This is a genomic window from Candidatus Poribacteria bacterium, assembly GCA_021295715.1.
Lineage (GTDB): Bacteria > Poribacteria > WGA-4E > WGA-4E > WGA-3G > WGA-3G.
Window position 1 is genome coordinate 603 of sequence record JAGWBV010000052.1, and the last position, 17,417, is coordinate 18,019.

Genomic DNA, 17,417 nt, shown 5'->3' on the forward strand with positions numbered 1-17,417 from the left:
CTGTAAGTCCATCCTTATGTTTCCTTTTGTTTAGGTGAACTTATAGGATAACATAAGGGTGGATACATTCACAGAAAAAGAAAACCTATCTGCTCTCAAATCAAGGAAAAACAATTAGCACAAGGCGTTATAGTTACAAATACCTTCAAGAGGTAGAAGATACCCTCCTTTGGAATGAAAAGAATCTCCGATCCCCGCAAATCAATTCGCTTCGTCCCCAAGGGTTTGGGCAATATTCTCCCGATGCCCCTGAAAACAAACGTTGGATGCGGCTGTTTACGACAATGAGCCTAACACATTCTGATGGATATATCCTTTACACGACGGGACGATCGGATTTTTTCAACGGGTTTGATGAGAAAGGCGAATTTGTTCCGCATCACGAACACATCTGGTACGACTTCTGGAATGCCCCGCTCGGTCGTCCGATCGGTGGTGATGAAAGCAAGGGGGTCCTCCACAAAACCTCTAAAGGTATCACGATAGATGGGTTATTTATCCGCGAATTCACTAACGGTTGGGCAGTCTATAACCGCAGTGGTGCCCCTCAAGTTATTCAACTATCAGAACAGGCAACAGGTGTAGAAAGTGGTTTGCTTAACACCCTTCACATCCTCCCTGACTTAGACGGTGAAATCTACCTGAAAAGAACAACCGATAGTCACGATGTCAATGCGGACGGTATTGTGAATATTCTGGATTTGGTTGCGGTTGCCAATGGGTTCGGCAAAAAAGCACCGGATGTAAATGGCGATGGCGTTGTCAATGTTTTGGACTTGGTCGCTGTGGCAAATGCGTTCGGGCAGTAGGAATATTAGGAACTACCAGAAAACCAACAGACTCCTCTTTTCAAATTCGATTTTGCCATCTAAACTTTGGTATGGTATAATAGATAGCGTTGCGATTAAGCTTCCTGCGCCATTGAGTGAAGAACTAAGTACGCGTGGATAATAACAAAGCACCAACGCGGACTTCATACATATTCGATGCATATTAGAAATCAAGAAAAATTGGCTGAATTTTCACAGAAACATCCGAATTCTAAATCGGCAATTGATAGGTGGCTTGAATTGATGGAGCGAGAAAATTTCGGTTCGATCATTGAGTTACGAGAAATATTTCCGCATGCTGACCCGGTCCGAGTAAAAGTGCAGAGGAGGCAATCTGTTGGCGTTCACGTGAGTATAGAAGCGATCGCGACAGTTTTCAACATTGGCGGCAACAAAGCGCGTCTTATCGTATCCATACAGTACCAATTGCAACGTGTTACCGTTCATAAGGTTCTAACGCACGCAGAATATGATAAGTGGGACAGGAGGATTTAAAAAATAATGTCAACTAGTACACAAACAACAAAAAATGTATTGCCCTTATTGGTGCCTCCGCCCCCTACGAAGCCGAGCCTGCTTGAATCCCAGAAACAAGCTCCTTTTATAACACAACCGGCTCCACTTCTCGAAGCTGTGAAGTCTGCCCCCCGTTCAGAAAGTGACTATCGCTGGCTTGCATACGTACTGGAGTTGCTAATTGAGATTGGGAATCGAGACGAAAGCCTTAGTTTCAACACTGTATTGAGGCGTGACTACAAGCAGCTTTCATTCCTGCTGGAAGAGTTAGTTCTTACAGTAGGTGAAAATGTACACCATCCTGCTGCCTCCCTGATGATGCTTGTTGGGTTTCTCGTTGAAAGGTATGAGACCGAGAACATTCCAAAATTGTTAGATCTCCCACCAGAACCGATAGAAGCGGATCTCGTTGAACAAGACGACGAATGGGAAATCTTAGAGATACGGGACCTCACACCAGAAGAGATGCAGGAACTTGAAAAAAACCATCCCCCTGCTGCTATCTTAGAGTGGAGCAAAACGGAGGTAGTTATCCACGCCTTCTTCTCAATGGGTAATATCCTTTCGGAGGGTGGTTGGGTAAGAGAAGCCATCTCTGCCTACGATATGGCACTCCGCTTGAAACCGGATTACGCCGAAGTTTACTACAATCGGGGCACAGCGAAAACGTTGATTGGCGAACACCAACTTGGCATCACTGATTTTGACGAAGCCATCCGCCTGAAACCTCAATTTGTAGAGGCACACTACAATCGCGGTGCGGCAAAACTTGCCCTCAACCAGAGTGTCGCGGCGCGTCCTGATTTTCAAACGGCGTTAAAATTGATGGAACAGCAGGGACGTGAAGATATCAAAACCAACATCACCCAATACCTTGGAGAAAATTAAAGAGGAAGTGATGAAACGCATTTACACACTACTTGTGTTCGTTATGGGGGGCTGTATCGTCTGTGGTGCTGCATCAGCACAAGAGGCGTGGATGCCGGATGAGAACTTGCAACAGGCAGTGCGCAAGAAACTCGGAATTCCTGAACACATTCCGCTAATACCCCCAGAGATTCATCGCCTGCATGATCTTGTGAGTATAAATGAAGGTATTAAGAATGTACAGGGCTTGGAACACGCTATAAATCTTAGCTTTTTGCATATCGCCCCGGCTGAAGTCTCTGACCTAACACCCCTCGCGGGACTACTCTCATTAAAGACTTTAAAGTTATACGGCAATAACATTTCGGATATCACACCGCTTTCAAACTTAACTGCCTTGAAGCACCTCCAACTGCACGATAACCAGATTACCGACTTAACACCCTTAACTCATTTAACAAACTTGGAAGAGTTAACTATTGCTGGAAACCCTATTGCTGATTTTAGCCCGCTTGCCAAATTTCCACATTTTGCCCATCTTATTCCTACTGTGATTGAGATACCGGATCCGACCCTCCAACGAGTTATTCGAGAAAAACTTGGACTACCAGCAAAAATACCATTAACGGATGTAGAGATGCGTCGACTTGGGGATTTGGTAGTTTTAGAGTCTGAGATAGCGAATCTTCAAGGATTAGAGCATGCTGTAAATCTCCATTTTTTACATTTGAGTAGCAGTCGGATTGTTGACCTTACACCGCTCGCGAACTTAGTGTCATTAGAGGTGCTAAAACTCTACGACAATGGGATTTCGGATATTACGCCGTTGACAAACTTGACGAATTTACAGGCACTCAATTTGTCTGGAAATCAGATTACGGATGTAGCACCTATCGCAAATTTGGTTAATCTCAAAGTGTTGATGTTAGGAGATAACCCGATTACGGACTATAGTTCTATCAGTGGGTTGTCTGGTGTTGATTTCGGTTACTGCGAAATACCGAGAGTTAGCACGATAGATAGGGTTAAAAATAGGAATTATCCATCTATCTTCTCGGCATGGCACAATATTATAAACCTCCCGACCTTATCTTATTTGGAACGCCTTGCCTATCACGATCTACACTTTTGCTGTCCTCTGTTCGGGCTTAGCTTTGCAGAGACCGAACAGGGTGTAAAATTAGTTGGGGACTTGAGAGCGGCGAGAAACCAACGTGATACGCTCTTGGAACAGAATCCAAACATGCTATTCCTCGTTGGCATTTACTATTATGGTGTGCATCCAGATACGTTTCCTGAAGATTGGCCGTATTGGTTAAGAGACGAGAACGGCAATCGTGTCCAAGATGTTGGATGGAGTGAATTGCTTATTGATTTCACAATCCCCGAGGCACAAGATTTTTTTGTTCAGCAGGCTGTCGCAGTTGCTGAATGTGGTCTCTATGACGGTATTTTCTTCGATTGGTGGAGCGAAGAATGGAATGCACTCTACAACCGCGAAACAGGAAAACGCTATTACGACCTTGAAGTAGAAGTGAACGCGAAGGTTTCAATACTCCGTCGTATCCGTGAAGCTGCTGGGGACGATTTTCTAATCCTTGTCAACACAAATCGCAGTCAGGTCCCGCGCTCAACTCCTTACGTAAACGGGACCTTCATGGAAACCTTGCGGGATTACGAGGGTGGCTACACATACGCTGGACTTTCTGAAATTGAAAGTACATTGTTATGGTCAGAAGAAAATTTCCAATATCCTCAAATAAACAGTTTGGAAGGTTGGGGAATTGAAGCCGAACCACTTGATAGTTTAGCAAACCGTCGTTGGATGCGTCTATTTACGACGTTAAGCCTGACACATTCCGATGGTTATGTCCAGTATGTTTCTGGTATCAGCAGTACAATACATACTCACGTCTATGAAATTTGGAAAGGACATTCAACCGAGCATGCCCGTGGTGAAATCCACGACCACCAACATCACCATTACTATTACGACTTCTGGGATGCTGACCTCGGACAACCTATTGGCGAAAAGGCACAACGCTACCAAAACCGAGATGGCTTATTTATCCGCGAGTTCACAAACGGTTGGGCAGTCTATAACCGTAGTGGTGCTCCCCAAGCTATTCAATTATCAGAACAGGCAACAGGTGTAGAAAGTGGTTTACGTAACACCCTTCATATCCTCCCTGACTTAGATGGCGAAATCTACCTGAAAAGAACGACCGATAGTCACGATGTCAATGCGGACGGTATTGTGAATATTTTAGATTTGGTTGCTGTGGCAAATGCGTTTGGCAAAAATGCGCCAGATGTGAATGCGGATGGGGTCGTCAATATTTTGGATTTGGTGGCGGTCGCAAACGCCTTTTGAGTGTTCCCCGATCGGCTATAGCAAGTGGTTCAGCCATCACACATGGTAAGTCAATACTACTCAAGCACTTAATGCTTTTAACTTTGAAGTCCACGCACGACCCGGCGAACAGGGAGTTGCATCTGCTTCTGATGGCGTTTATCGCTGTCTGTTTCGCTTGCCAATGTGTGTTTTTTGCAAATTTGGATTTATGCTATAATGTGTATGTGAGGCCTGATGGCACCAATTTAGCAAAAACCCTTCAAATCATAGGAGACATCCACAAGACGTAGCATCAACGCTATGTCTTCCGGGACTATCAATATTTTCAGGTTCTTTCAGTTCGTGGAAAGACGCATTACGCGTAAGGAGATTAACTTATGTTTCCTCATTTGTTTGCATGGCTCTGTATTTTGACGCTTGTTTTGAGTGTAATTGCTGTAGAAGCTGCTAAAATTGCTGTTATTGATTTTGCCGACGAGTGGACAAAAGTTGATGCGTTACGTCAGACCCTGGATGAATTCAAAGTTGAGTACGATGATCTGACAAAGGCACTTGAAGGTGGAAAGCTACCTCTCAAAGCAGAAACTAAAATTTTTTTGATTGGTAGCATGCTGACCAACAACGCTGAATTGCATCAAAATCTTGACAAGAACGCAAAAACGATTCAGGATTTCGTCGAAAATGGGGGTCTCGTCTGGGAACCGACCCAAGCTGATCAGAACGAAGCGAATGTGGATTGGTTGCCACCTGGATTGAGTTGTGTTCGTAGCGACCGTGATAGTCCAGTTTTTGAAATACTGCAAGCCGACCATCAGCTCTTTAACGAACCAAACCGTATGGATCAAAAAACGTTTGAAGGTTGGGGACATCAGGGCTGGCCTACTGTCTGGGAAGTCATCGCTTCTCAAAAGGGCTTTGACGTGCTGATGGAAAGTTTAGGGCAACCTGTCATTATGGAAGCGGAATTCGGGAAAGGTAAGTTCCTGATGATGGCAATTGCGCCTGATAAATACTATATCGCAGGTAACGATGACAACACGAAGGACATGGCAAAACTTTTCATGGAGAATTTGCTGTTCCATGTCGAAGAATTTGCCGCTATCGAAGCAGATGGTAAACTCACAACAATGTGGGCGAATCTGAAAATGTGGTAGATACGATATTAGGCATTATTGTAACCTCCAGGTTTTCAACGATCTGCCGGATGCTACAACTTGTTTGAGGTAGGGCGGATATAAGAAACCGCCCTTACAAACAGAATCCCTAACTCCACAACCTATCGTGTGAACGTTCAGAATCCCATTCTGTCGTCGGCGCGAAGTAGTCCGTCTCCTCAGGGTGCAGATGCTCGCGGATGACCTCTTCGTTGAGGTCTATACCTAACCCTGGGGTTTCGGGAACATTGATATAGCCGTTTTCAATGATCGGATTCGGCAAACCTGTCACCATTTCATCCCACCATGGATTGTCGACGGAGTGGTTTTCTAAGACCATAAAGTTCGATGTCGCTGCAGCACAATGGACACTCGCCATTGCACAGATAGGCGTTCCTGCCATGTGGAGTGCCATCGCAATGCCGTGCTCTTCCGCCAGATCGCCGATCTTCTTCGTCTCTAAAATTCCACCTGATGTCGCTATATCCGGGTGCGCTATGGCAATCCCTCGACGCTCAAACAGCGGCATAAAGTCCTCTTTGCAATAAATGTCCTCGCCTGTGCAGATAGGCGTCGCACACGAATTCGAGAGACGCACATACTGGTCGGTATACTGCCACGGTACCATATCCTCTAACCACGCGAGATTGTATTTCTCCAATGCTCTCGCGATGCGGATACAGTCCTCAATACCGATATGTCCGAAGTGATCGACGGCGAGTGGTATCTCATAACCGATAATATCCCGAACCGTTTCCACGTATTCGCACAATATGGCAATTCCCTTTTCAGTGAGTCGGATACCGGTAAACGGGTGCATCAGGTTGGAGGTATCTAAATTTCCCGCAGGTGCGGAGATTGTACCCGGTGTTCCCCGAAGTAGTCCAACACCGATGTCCATCTTCAGAAAGGTAAACCCTCTATTCATACGTTCTTGAAGGATTTTCCCCATCTCTTCGGGATCTCTGAGGGATGGCGTGTCACTGTAGCATCGGATTTTGTCTCGGAATTTGCCGCCAGCGAGTTGATAGCACGGCACGCCGTAAGCCTTCCCAGCCAGATCCATCAGTGCCATCTCAATCCCACAGATACCACCACCTTGCCGTGCGTGATGACCGAACTGCTTAATCTGTCGAAAGATTTTATCGACGTTACACGGATTTTCGCCGATAATACGGCTTTTCAGCATCAACGCATACGTCGGACTTGCACCATCTCGGACCTCACCGAGACCATGAATGCCTTGATTCGTGTCCAGTTTCAAGATGGGACCGCCTGTCTGCGTCCGAACGATACGCATATCGGTGATTTTTAGTCCCGAAGGTTGAGAAGCAGTATTGACGTTTGATAATACCTGTTGATCTTCCATTTTTTAATTATTCCTTGCGGGGTGATGAAGTGGATTTCATGTTTGATGTCCCTTTCTCTTGATCCGCCCGCGCCGTTGTTGCGGGCTGCTTTCTTAAGTTGATTTTCATTTTGGACAGACAAACTAAGCGTCACTTTCTGATATGATTTTGAGCGCGGTATCCAGTATCGTCAGATGGAGTGCTACCCGTTGTTCAAGTTGCCAGACCGTTGGTGTCTCAGAGATGATAACATGTTCACTATGAAAATGCAATAGGTAAGGTGCCAAGCCTTGCGTTCCCCAAGAATTAGCGACTTTGTAGACACCCTCCGCGAGATCGGGAGCATCTTCGCCCGGATCATTGGGATCTATTGAACCAATCGCCTTGGCGGCGACAGCGAGTTGAGGACCGATGTATTTCTCGTTCCGTTTGCCTTCATAGAGGTAAAATCCGGTTGCATCGTAGTCTTCATGGAAATCTATCGTAAGTGAGAATTGAGTCTTACCGAGGGCTTTTTTGACGATAGCGACTTCGGCAACATCCTCCGTTTCAAAAGCGCGGTTGATGTCTATGCCATCACGGGTTTCGCGTGTGTTATGAACGTAACCGTAGGGGTTTATACACGGAATGATTAGGAATGAGAATTTATTTAGGCGTGAGGTATTGTCCCGTTCAAGGAACTGTAAAACTGCCTCAACGCCAGCGGGTTCGTCGCCGTGCATACCACCCGTGATAAGAACTCGTTGGGGCGTATGTGCGGATGACGCTAAATGAATTTGATGTATCGGGTAATTGTGGGCGGTGCCGAGTTGTTCTATTCGTACATCTAAGTTTTTTAGCCGTTCAGTAGCTTCAGTGTAATTGCGCAAACTTCAGAACTCCTCAATAAATTTAACAAACAAAAGATATACGCATAGCATATCGCAAAACGATTCAGTATGCAATCGTTTTTGCTGGTCTATTTTAGGTTTGACAATTACGGGCTTTTTTGATAAAATTCTGTTAAACTTTCACCTCAAAGGACACAAAAGATGCCGACCGAAGCGGAACTTTACGATGCCGCACTCACCCATTTTGCTGAAAACGACCTCGAAGCGGCTGTTAATGGTTTTAAAGAATTGATTGAAACTTACCCAGACTATATCGAAGGATTCCTTGGGCTCGGACACGCCTATGAACGGATGAGTCTATACGATGAAGCCATTGAGGCTATCCAGAAGGCGATAGAAATCAACCCGAAGGATCCACTTGTATATACCAGTCTGTCCATGTGTTACCAACGAAAAGGGATGATCCAAGAGGCAGAAGACGCGATGGCAAAGTCGCAGGAACTGCAGATGGAGGTGTCCCGTTCATCCACATGATGTCTTAAAGGATTGGCGAGGTTCCAAACCTCGCCTGCAACAAAATATTGAGGTTTTCCTATGCCAAACACGACTTTACTCGATCCAACCTCTCAAGGCGATGCATCAGCGAAATTTCTCTCGCCACGGCTTGAGAGTTTTGATGGAAAAGTGATGGGCTTATTGAACATCACGAAAAACGGTAGTGATATTTTTCTTGACCGCATTGCTGAATTAATGAAGGAACGATTTGATCTTGCCGAAGTAATTCACGTTAAAAAACCGACGTTCACGCGTCCCGCGCCGACGGAACTGCTCGTCGAACTGGCGGAGCAAGTAGATTTCGTCATTGAAGGACTTGCCGACTGAGGGTCCTGTATATCGTGCAGTATGCACGATGGAAGTGTTTTAGAGGAACGCGGGGTGCCAAGTGTCGCTGTTTGTACGGAAGTCTTTTTCGCAGCAGGCAAAGTGCAAGCACGTGTACTCGGTCATAGCGAATTGGAACCGCTCACCGTTCCGCATCCAATCCAGAGTCTGACACCGGATCAGATTCGGGAGCGCGCAGAGGGTGCCGTGGAAGAAATTGTTGCACGGTTGACAAAGAACGGTGAGTAAATCGTAATTTTCCTAAAACTGAAAACGCCGTAAGGTATAGTTTGTTACGGCACAACGGAGTGTGCCTACTATATTCTACGGCGTTTTAGATGTCAAACAGCAGGGTCATTGACTCGCCTGGCTGTAAATCGTGCCACTTCTGTAACAGGGCTTGCAGTTTCTGCTGCATAGTCTCAAGCTGCGCATCTGTGATCTTCACTGGCAGTAGTGCTCCGTAGTCGCGAAGCAGTTCACAACGGTCTGCATTCCCTCTTAAACTCTCCAACAAATCTGTCTGTAAGAGTCCGACAATTACCTCAGTGTTAATTGCTTCTTCGGGAATTTCAAAAGGGCGTTCCGCTTTAGGTTGGTTGAAATCGGGGATATCGTATCCTTTTGCTACGAGACCCAAAAAAGCGTTTTCAAACCCGAGTGTTGTTTCGACAACGTAGTGTGCCAAATCCTGAAGCGCAAACTCGCGATAAAGGTATGTCCATGTCACACTACCGTCGTCCCGAATACAAGTAAGCGTATCGGGTTTGTGTTTCGACCGGTTTTTCCCTTTTTTGAAACGAATAACCATCTGCACTAACTACCTATCATTTCCTATTTGGAAAGTTTCAACCGTCCCCACGTCGTCGCGAGTTTACCACGCGCTTCGACATCAAGAGTGTTCTCAACCAAATTGTTGATCTCTTTTTTACTGAGAGCAGCGTTGTAGATTCTCGCATCTTCCACACGAGCAACGATCCAACCGTGAGCGGTGCCACCGATGAGCGCGCGCGGTCCAAAGAGTGCTTCCACATCACCGGCTTCCCAAGACTTGATCGGTCCCATCGTATAACCACCGATACGATCACCGTTCCTATATATCGTGATTTTGGCGTTTCCACCCTCGTCTTCATACGAAATCGCCAACTGGATTAGCTTCCCTGTCTCCTTTTCCTCAAATCCAGGAATGGCGTCCTGTGTGCGTCTAAAGAAGCTGCTGCCGGCCATCCAACGTTTCGGTTGACGTTCCGCATAGACGATCGCGTCAAAGGTATCTGCACTGCTTTTATTGACCGCCAATGTGGCACCTCTTGTAACGTTCAAATCATCTAAGTAGAGCCACGTTACCAATGTTTTGTCGGGACCGATGTCAGGTCCTTTATAGCCTGTGGTCATTGCCCATTCATTATTGCCGATACGCAATTTTCCGTCCTTCACATCGGCACCTAAGAGATCAATATCGCTAAAGTGTCCCGTTAGGTCCTCCAATTCGACACCTTTCTCGAAGGTCCAATGCCCAATCAGATCTCCCTTTTTTTCTCCCTGTCCTAACGCTGGCATGACTATGTTTCCGAGCAGGAATAGCACAGAAATGCTCAATGCGAAATAACGCCCGAAGTGTATCATCGTTGTGTCCTCCGTTGTTGATTCTATTTGAGAGTTGCAAGGTTAATACAAGACACGAGGACAAGACCTCGTCCCTACTGAATAAAGAGAAATGCTCGCGATGAGATGAGTGCCCATAAGAGATCCTCAGATCCTGAACGACGCTCGGGACTCTCTGAGATGTATGCTTTAGCCGTTTCAAGTTCCGTATCCGTCGGGAACCGATTTAACGTGCTGAGGTACAACTCGGTAATAAGTGCTTGATCGTCAGGTTTCGTCTGGAGCAGATGGCTAAGCGATCCACTCGGACTCTTCAATTTTTTATGGATGTAATTGGAGTTAATCATGTGGAGTGCTTGGGCGAGTGTTGGTTCCAACTTCGGGTCCAGATCGCCGAGGAATTCACGAGAAGAACGTCCATAGAGCGATAAGAAGCGCGAACTCACCGGCAGCGGCAATTCCACAGATCGCGTCCCGATTGGATAACGCCCATACTTTTCTCTGGTGCCGGTAACATCGTTTAAAACATCTAACAACACCTGCGCCACCATCGGTCGGGGATAGAAGCGCGAGAAAAACCGGTCGTCCAACTGATTCGTTTCGTTCGGCGCTGCGGAGAGTTGATATGTGCGTGAATTGAGAATCCGCCGGATGATGTGTTTCGTATCAAACCCGCTTTTCACAAAATCGTCCGCTAACGCCTCTAAAAGTCCTTCGACGCTTGGTGGGGTCGTCGCACGCATATCGTCAACCGGATCGACGATCCCTCTTCCGAAATATTGGCTCCAGATACGATTCACAGTCGCCTTCGCGAAGTATGGATTTGTTGAGGAGGTCATCCAATCTACCAGGACTTGTAGCACATCGCCCTGATAATTCGGAGCGAGGGACTCACCGCCAAGGAAAGTCGGTAATGCCACTTCGCCGCGGTTACCTTGCACGGATTGATTAATAACGCGTCCTGTTGGATTGTGGTAGATAACCTGTTCGTTGTAGAGTTCACCACCGCGGACACCCACTTTTCCAGTGAAAGCGGCAAAATTCCAATAGTCGTCGGTTGTCCACTGGTCAAATGGATGCTTATGGCATCTCGCACAACTCAAACGGATACCGAGAAACACCTGTGCTGTCGTTTCGGCTCTACCTGCTGGTTGTTGCTCAATACGGTAGTAGTTTGTAGGACCGTGTTGATAGGTGCTTCCTCGTGCGGTGATAAGCTCTTGGACGACTGCATCGTAAGGTCTGTTTTCAGCAACAACCTCACGTATCCATTCGTGAAAAAGCGTTGCAGCCCGCTCACCAAATGCCCCGTTCCCTAAACTACGGGGATGGATGCGCAACATATCGGCTAATTTCAACGTTCGCAGGTCTATCCATTCCTGTTTGTCAAGAAGCGTATCAATGAGGTACGAGCGTTTGTCCGGATGCGTATCTGCGAGGAATGCTTTCACCTCATCGGGTGTTGGAAGCTGACCGATAGTGTCCAAATAGACTCGACGCATAAACGTTTCATCCGATGTCAATGCAGAGGGACGGACGTTCAATTTCTTAAGTTTCGCAAAGACCAATTCATCAATAAAGTTGTTGGGCGTAAATCCCTCGTTCTGTGACACGGAAACCACAGGTTCCGCGCGCGGAATTGTTACAAACGATGCAGTGACAACACCTAAAAATCGCGCAATAACAGCGGTTCCTCCCCAGCGAACACTCGTCACTTCGCCAGTAGGTGATACATCAGCGACAGGTGCGTCCTTGGATTCATAGACGGCTTTTTCGGTTACGTCCTCAACGGATCCGTCAGAAAAATAGGCGAGGACCTTCAGTTGTGCTGTTTCTCCAACATCAGCGAGAACGACAGAACTCGGCTGGACTTCGAGTTTCCTGAGGCGCGGTTCGTCGTCAGAAAAGGGAGCCCCGGCTTCAATCCAACGGAGAATCATTAACGCCTCATCTGAACTCGGATTAAACCGTCCGCCGCCCTCATGTGCTATCTGTCCGGTGGGTTTGAGAAAAAAGAGACTCTGATCTGGTTCAAGTAGGTTGATACGTCTGCCGCGACTGTGGTGGACAATCGGTTCATAATCCGATTCTGGATTTAAGGTCAACAGAGAGAGATTTAACCCGCCCTGTCCACCAAATTTTCCGTGACACATACCGGCTGAACATCCATACTTATCGAGGATGGGTGCGACATCTTTTAAAAACTTAACAGCAGGTTCTGATTCGTCGTCTTCACCAGTTCCAGAGAGTGCGATTGTAGGTATGGGATTTGCCTTGTCAGTCGTGTTTGCATGCGTCGTGAATGGTATTACAAACAGAAACGCGACAGCGAATACAGCAACCCGACCGATGAAGCGCGAGAAGGATTGATCACGCGCTGTGTTCCTCAATGTGCGTCTCATGAGAAGACCTCCGTGAAAACTTCGGTTACATGTTCTACAAATAGAAACTCAACACCAGATTGAATGTCTTCGGGAACTTCAATGAAGTGTTTTTTGTTGCCTTCTGGCATGATGACCTTTTTGATACCTGCCTGCTTCGCTGCGAGTATTTTTTCCTTCACACCGCCAATGGGTAACACCCTCCCTCTGAGAGTCAGCTCACCTGTCATGGCGATTTCAGGATTGATTTGTTGCTGCGTAGCAATTGAAGCAAGCGCTGTCGCAATTGTAATACCAGCCGAGGGACCGTCTTTAGGGATTGCTCCTGCTGGCACATGAATGTGAATGTCGTTTTCTAATGCACTCGGATCAAACTTAAGCGCATCAGACTGAGATTTCACATAACTGAGGGCAGCCTGTGCGGATTCCTGCATGACCTCGCCAATCTGACCGGTAATACGGACTTGCGTCTGAGCATTTACCTTCTTGGTAGCAGCGACCTCAATGAAGAGGATCTCACCACCAGCAGGTGTGACAGAAAGTCCTGTCGCAACACCAACATCAGCTTTACGACTCGCTATTTCAGAATCAAACTTCGCTGGTCCCAAATAACCTTGGATGTCTTTTGTTGTGATGGTTGTCTGCTCGGTATTCCCTTCGGCAACACTACGTGCGACTTTTCGGCAAACGGTCCCGAGTTCGCGCTCTAAATTTCGTACACCCGCCTCGCGAGTATATTCGCTGATGACTTTGTCAATCGCTTTATCCTTAATGTTAATCAATTCATCATTCAATCCGTTCTCTTTCAATTGACGCGGTATCAGATACTGCTTGGCGATAATTTGCTTTTCGTTGGCGGTATAGCCGGGGAGTTCTATGGTCTCCATCCGATCCCGTAACGGTGGCGGAATCGTGTGAAGTTGGTTTGCTGTTGTGACAAACATCACTTTTGAAAGGTCAAACGGGACGTCAAGGTAGTTGTCCGTAAATGAATGATTCTGTTCCGGATCAAGGACTTCCAGAAGTGCGGAAGCCGGGTCACCTCGAAAATCAGATCCAAGTTTGTCAATCTCATCAAGCATAAAGACAGGATTGTTCGACTCAGCTTGTCGGAGTCCTTTGACGATGCGTCCCGGCATTGAACCGATGTAAGTCCGTCGATGCCCACGGATTTCGGCTTCGTCGTGCATACCCCCTAACGACATACGCACAAATTTTCGGTTCATTGAGCGAGCGATAGACCTACCGAGAGAGGTTTTTCCGACGCCCGGTGGTCCAACGAAACAAAAGATAGGTCCCTTCATATCGGTTTTGAGCATGCGGACAGCTAGATACTCCAAAATTCGCTCTTTGACCTTTTCTAAATCGTAGTGATCCTCATTAAGGATTTCTTGTGCCGCTGTGAGGTCTAAAGCGTCTTCTGTGCTGACACACCAAGGAAGATTTAACAGCCAGTCCAAATAGTTTCGAGAAACGGTGGATTCAGGCGAGAAAGACTGCATTTTAGAGAGCCTTTTCAATTCTTTTGCCGCTGCTTGTTTTGCTTTATCGGGCATTTCAGTTTCGCTCAACTGCTCCCGCATTTCATCAATTTCAAGTCCGAGGTCATCCGATTCACCAAGTTCTGTCTGAATGGCTTTAAGTTGTTCTCTGAGATAATATTCACGCTGCCCTTTATTGATGACGGCTTGCGCGTTATTTTGGATTTTGCTTTCCAATTCATGGAGATCGAGTTCTTTAGCGAGTATAACAGCGAGCGTATTCAAACGTTCATGGACAGATACCGCCTCCAAAACGCGTTGCTTATCGTGTGGCTTTAAATCCAGCATGGCAGCGATATAGTCAGCAAGGCGACCCGGTTCATCAATCATTGTTTTGGTTAGGCTGCCGTATTCCTCTTGATAGCGCGATGACATCTGAACGATGCGTTGGAACATTTCATCGTTGCTGCGGACGAGTGCCTCCACCTCCAGATCCCCCTCTGGGTTACCAACAGTATCTTTATTATCACCGCTGATGACATTAACCCGAACCTTGACGAAGGGTTCGGTGTGCAAAATCTCCTCGATTTGGACGCGTTCACGTCCAACAGCGAGAAACAACACGTCTTCATCGTCAGTTTTGTATCGGAGGATGTGTATTAAACTCCCGATTGGACTGAGGTTGCTCTTTTTAAGATCCTTGATGTCCTCTTTAGAGAGAGCCTTTTTCGGGTGAAAAATGCAAAGCATTCTCTCATTTTCCATGGCACATTCAACAGCCGTCGTTGCCATTTTTCCAGTGAGTGCAACGTGGTGTGGAGGGAATGGTGGCACCGGCGGCATATACGGAAAGACAACGAGGTCATCTAAGGGAAGGAGTGGGAGTTCCTGGACAAGTTCTTCTTCTTCGGTGGTATTTTCGTCTGTGTTTTTTTCTTCTTTCTCTCTGGTTTCCATGTTTTTTCTCCTTTTTAAAATAGATGTGCCGTTTTTTAGTTTTACCTTGCAGAGGAATGACGTGGATTATAACTTTAGCGGATCTTGCTTATATTGTCTGAACAGTATGCAATATCTGTGCCAATAACGTAGAATAACAGGAATTCCCACTGAATATCTGCCAAACTGACACAGTCTTAAAAGGATTATGATTTCATCGGTCAATTTGACTTCTTCGTAAAGAACGGATATGGAGCAGCGTCCGAGAATATTAGGGCCAAAATTGATATAGTGTTGTGTTCGCAAGAATGCTACCGATGCTCCACAAACTTCCACTGATGTAATCTCCGAGGGCAAGTCCGAGGAAGAGCGGGACCATGCGTCTGTAGGCTTTGAGTCCTCCTTGATGCAATACAACTGCCTTTGCTACCCATGCGACAAAGAGGCAGCTCCAGAGGTTGTACATGCCCCAACTATTTGCCATAGCATAGCCGAGTGGATGCAGCGGCCACCAGAGAAAACGGGTTCGCAATAACATGAGCCCGAGAGCGACACCTGCACCGCCTCCCATAAAAGCAAGTGCGGGGACATCCGTGCCCTGTGGATAATTCAACCAGTTTTCAAGTTGTCTATAAACGCCCCTGCCAAACCCTAATGCCCAGGGACCGTAATAACCCGTCTCTGCTCCATGTCTGTAGTAACTATCCAAGAGTAGCCAGAATATAACGATCGCGCCGACGAGGGTAGCAATGACAATCGCCGCGGCGGTGTGCTGTGGGCGGATCTGCCGTCGCTCTGAGATTTTCAACGCCTCTAATTCTTGCGGCATCGGGTGTGCTCGATAGGCTCGGTTAAAGAACATGTACAACGAAAAAACCGTTTTTGTGCTCGTTGTCAAACGCTGGGTGCCGAACGCTGTTACGATTAACCCGTGTGGATCGACTCTGTGCAAATCGTGAACTAAGAATCCTAATTCCGCCCGAAGTCGGGCAATCATCGTCGCGAGTAAAAAATAAAGCCCGAAAAAGATCGGAATTACCCAAAGCGACATCCCTGCCTTATAGGAAAACACGGACAAAAACAGCATCCCGCACATGATACCGAGAAAAGCGATGTGATACGGCATCGGCTCACGCTGCATCTCCATCTGAGACGTGCCTCGGAACCCATCTACGACCCCGGTAAAAATCCGTTTGATGTGCGTTCTGCCGACCCATCCAGCGGTCCCGAGAAGGACCATATACGCCCCGAAACTCTGTGCATCCGCATAAGGGAAGCCCGGTAAATTCCGTATCCCAAGAATACTGCCTGCCATTAACTCAAATTTGTAAACCCAATAGAACGCCCAACACGAAAAAAGTAGATCCAGTGGAATGAGGAAACTAATCCCAATGGCAAAGGGATAAAATGAGAGACGCACACCCCCCATTGCATTCCAAGGACGACCAGTGAAGTACTGATGGATGTTTTGCCGTTTAACTGGTAGATATGGAACAACTGGATAAATCGAATTAAGTAGGTTTAGGATGCTAATGGCTGCGGCAATACTGAAGCCCAACCACATCAGCTTATTTTTAAAAAAACTTGTATTCGGCTCCGTCATCGCGAGCGGAAGTTGAATAATTGGATAGGTCAGTCGTTCCCGCTCAGTCCATTGGATTCGAAGCAGTGTGTTGATACACAGCATAACGAACATCAACACGAGGATAAAAATGGTCCACCACACCACTGGAACCGCCCAAGCGTTAAGATGTGCCTTTCGGTAGAGGCTGGATTGCCCCTCATAATATCCCGATAGGACGCTGGTGTCTTGAACGGTTAACCATGTTGGAAGTTCTTTCCAGAAAAGCTGCTGCCACTCATTCTCAGACGTTGCAAACCGAAATGGATGCCCGAGGATAGTGACAAGAATTTCCATCATATCGTGCGAGCAGAGCGATGAAACGATGCACAACATGACGTAAACTGTGAGCAACTCCGCCGGTGTTAATCGCAGTTTTGGAGACAATTTTCCCAACGCTGCGCTGAACACCATCAGCCAAAAGATTATGAAAATGACATTGGACAGCGGGTGAATTAACGTCGGATGTGTGTAGCGGACAACCTCCAGTTCGATGATCCAAAAAACGTTAAGAGGAATCAGAAGCATTGCGATGAGAAATGCTTTCGGTGTTAACCCACGTTCACCTCTGAACAAGTTTCGCGCTACATCCCCCGTGTTGTCTGTCAT

General features: G+C 46.8%; 15 protein-coding genes. 8 read left to right on the forward strand and 7 right to left on the reverse strand.

Annotated features, from left to right (window positions below):
• Positions 1-266: 266 nt before the first annotated feature.
• The 5 genes from J4G07_13675 (at position 267) to J4G07_13695 (ending at position 5,723) form a co-directional block, all read left to right on the forward strand.
• The gene (locus J4G07_13675; protein ID MCE2415045.1) at positions 267-809 is read left to right on the forward strand and encodes a dockerin type I repeat-containing protein; all 543 of its coding nucleotides are present in this window, start codon (positions 267-269) and stop codon (positions 807-809) included.
• A 177-nt stretch (positions 810-986) separates the two neighbouring features.
• Complete coding sequence (locus tag J4G07_13680) at positions 987-1,325, forward strand: type II toxin-antitoxin system HigB family toxin (protein MCE2415046.1); 339 nt, start codon at positions 987-989, stop codon at positions 1,323-1,325.
• 6 nt (positions 1,326-1,331) lie between these two features.
• Positions 1,332-2,234 carry a tetratricopeptide repeat protein gene (locus tag J4G07_13685; protein ID MCE2415047.1) on the forward strand — a complete coding sequence of 301 codons (903 nt, stop codon included), beginning with the start codon at positions 1,332-1,334 and terminating at the stop codon, positions 2,232-2,234.
• Positions 2,235-2,244: 10 nt separating this feature from the next.
• The gene (locus J4G07_13690; protein ID MCE2415048.1) at positions 2,245-4,587 is read left to right on the forward strand and encodes a leucine-rich repeat domain-containing protein; all 2,343 of its coding nucleotides are present in this window, start codon (positions 2,245-2,247) and stop codon (positions 4,585-4,587) included.
• Positions 4,588-4,946: 359 nt separating this feature from the next.
• On the forward strand, positions 4,947-5,723 hold the full coding sequence (locus J4G07_13695; protein ID MCE2415049.1) for a hypothetical protein: 777 nt from the start codon (positions 4,947-4,949) through the stop codon (positions 5,721-5,723).
• A 109-nt stretch (positions 5,724-5,832) separates the two neighbouring features.
• Here J4G07_13695 and J4G07_13700 read toward each other — a convergent pair whose 3' ends face one another.
• Together J4G07_13700 and J4G07_13705 are read right to left on the reverse strand one after the other, a co-directional pair.
• Complete coding sequence (locus tag J4G07_13700) at positions 5,833-7,092, reverse strand: mandelate racemase/muconate lactonizing enzyme family protein (protein MCE2415050.1); 1,260 nt, start codon at positions 7,090-7,092, stop codon at positions 5,833-5,835.
• Positions 7,093-7,215: 123 nt separating this feature from the next.
• A complete protein-coding gene (locus J4G07_13705) occupies positions 7,216-7,941 on the reverse strand; it encodes a M14 family metallocarboxypeptidase (protein MCE2415051.1) in 726 nt (241 codons plus the stop codon).
• 162 nt (positions 7,942-8,103) lie between these two features.
• Here J4G07_13705 and J4G07_13710 point away from each other — a divergent pair, with 162 nt between their 5' ends.
• From J4G07_13710 to J4G07_13720, 3 genes are read left to right on the forward strand one after another with little or no spacing between them, the layout of a single operon-like run.
• A complete protein-coding gene (locus J4G07_13710; GenBank protein ID MCE2415052.1) occupies positions 8,104-8,436 on the forward strand; it encodes a tetratricopeptide repeat protein in 333 nt (110 codons plus the stop codon).
• Between the two features lie 60 nt (positions 8,437-8,496).
• Positions 8,497-8,784, forward strand: coding sequence for a hypothetical protein (locus J4G07_13715; GenBank protein ID MCE2415053.1), 288 nt, complete (start codon positions 8,497-8,499; stop codon positions 8,782-8,784).
• A 21-nt stretch (positions 8,785-8,805) separates the two neighbouring features.
• Positions 8,806-9,033: a hypothetical protein gene (locus J4G07_13720; GenBank protein ID MCE2415054.1), complete on the forward strand. Its 228-nt coding sequence runs from the start codon at positions 8,806-8,808 to the stop codon at positions 9,031-9,033.
• Positions 9,034-9,118: 85 nt separating this feature from the next.
• Here the strand turns inward: J4G07_13720 and J4G07_13725 are convergent, their stop codons facing one another.
• The 5 genes from J4G07_13725 to J4G07_13745 all read right to left on the reverse strand — a co-directional run bounded on the left by J4G07_13725 (position 9,119) and on the right by J4G07_13745 (position 17,417).
• A complete protein-coding gene (locus tag J4G07_13725; GenBank protein MCE2415055.1) occupies positions 9,119-9,595 on the reverse strand; it encodes a hypothetical protein in 477 nt (158 codons plus the stop codon).
• 23 nt (positions 9,596-9,618) lie between these two features.
• Positions 9,619-10,410 (reverse strand): hypothetical protein, encoded by a 792-nt coding sequence (locus J4G07_13730; GenBank protein MCE2415056.1) that lies wholly within the window; start codon positions 10,408-10,410, stop codon positions 9,619-9,621.
• 74 nt (positions 10,411-10,484) lie between these two features.
• A complete protein-coding gene (locus J4G07_13735; GenBank protein MCE2415057.1) occupies positions 10,485-12,791 on the reverse strand; it encodes a DUF1553 domain-containing protein in 2,307 nt (768 codons plus the stop codon).
• Complete coding sequence (lon, locus tag J4G07_13740) at positions 12,788-15,208, reverse strand: endopeptidase La (protein ID MCE2415058.1); 2,421 nt, start codon at positions 15,206-15,208, stop codon at positions 12,788-12,790. The genes J4G07_13735 and lon overlap by 4 nt, the downstream gene beginning before the upstream one ends.
• 250 nt (positions 15,209-15,458) lie before the next feature.
• Positions 15,459-17,417: a hypothetical protein gene (locus J4G07_13745; GenBank protein MCE2415059.1), complete on the reverse strand. Its 1,959-nt coding sequence runs from the start codon at positions 17,415-17,417 to the stop codon at positions 15,459-15,461.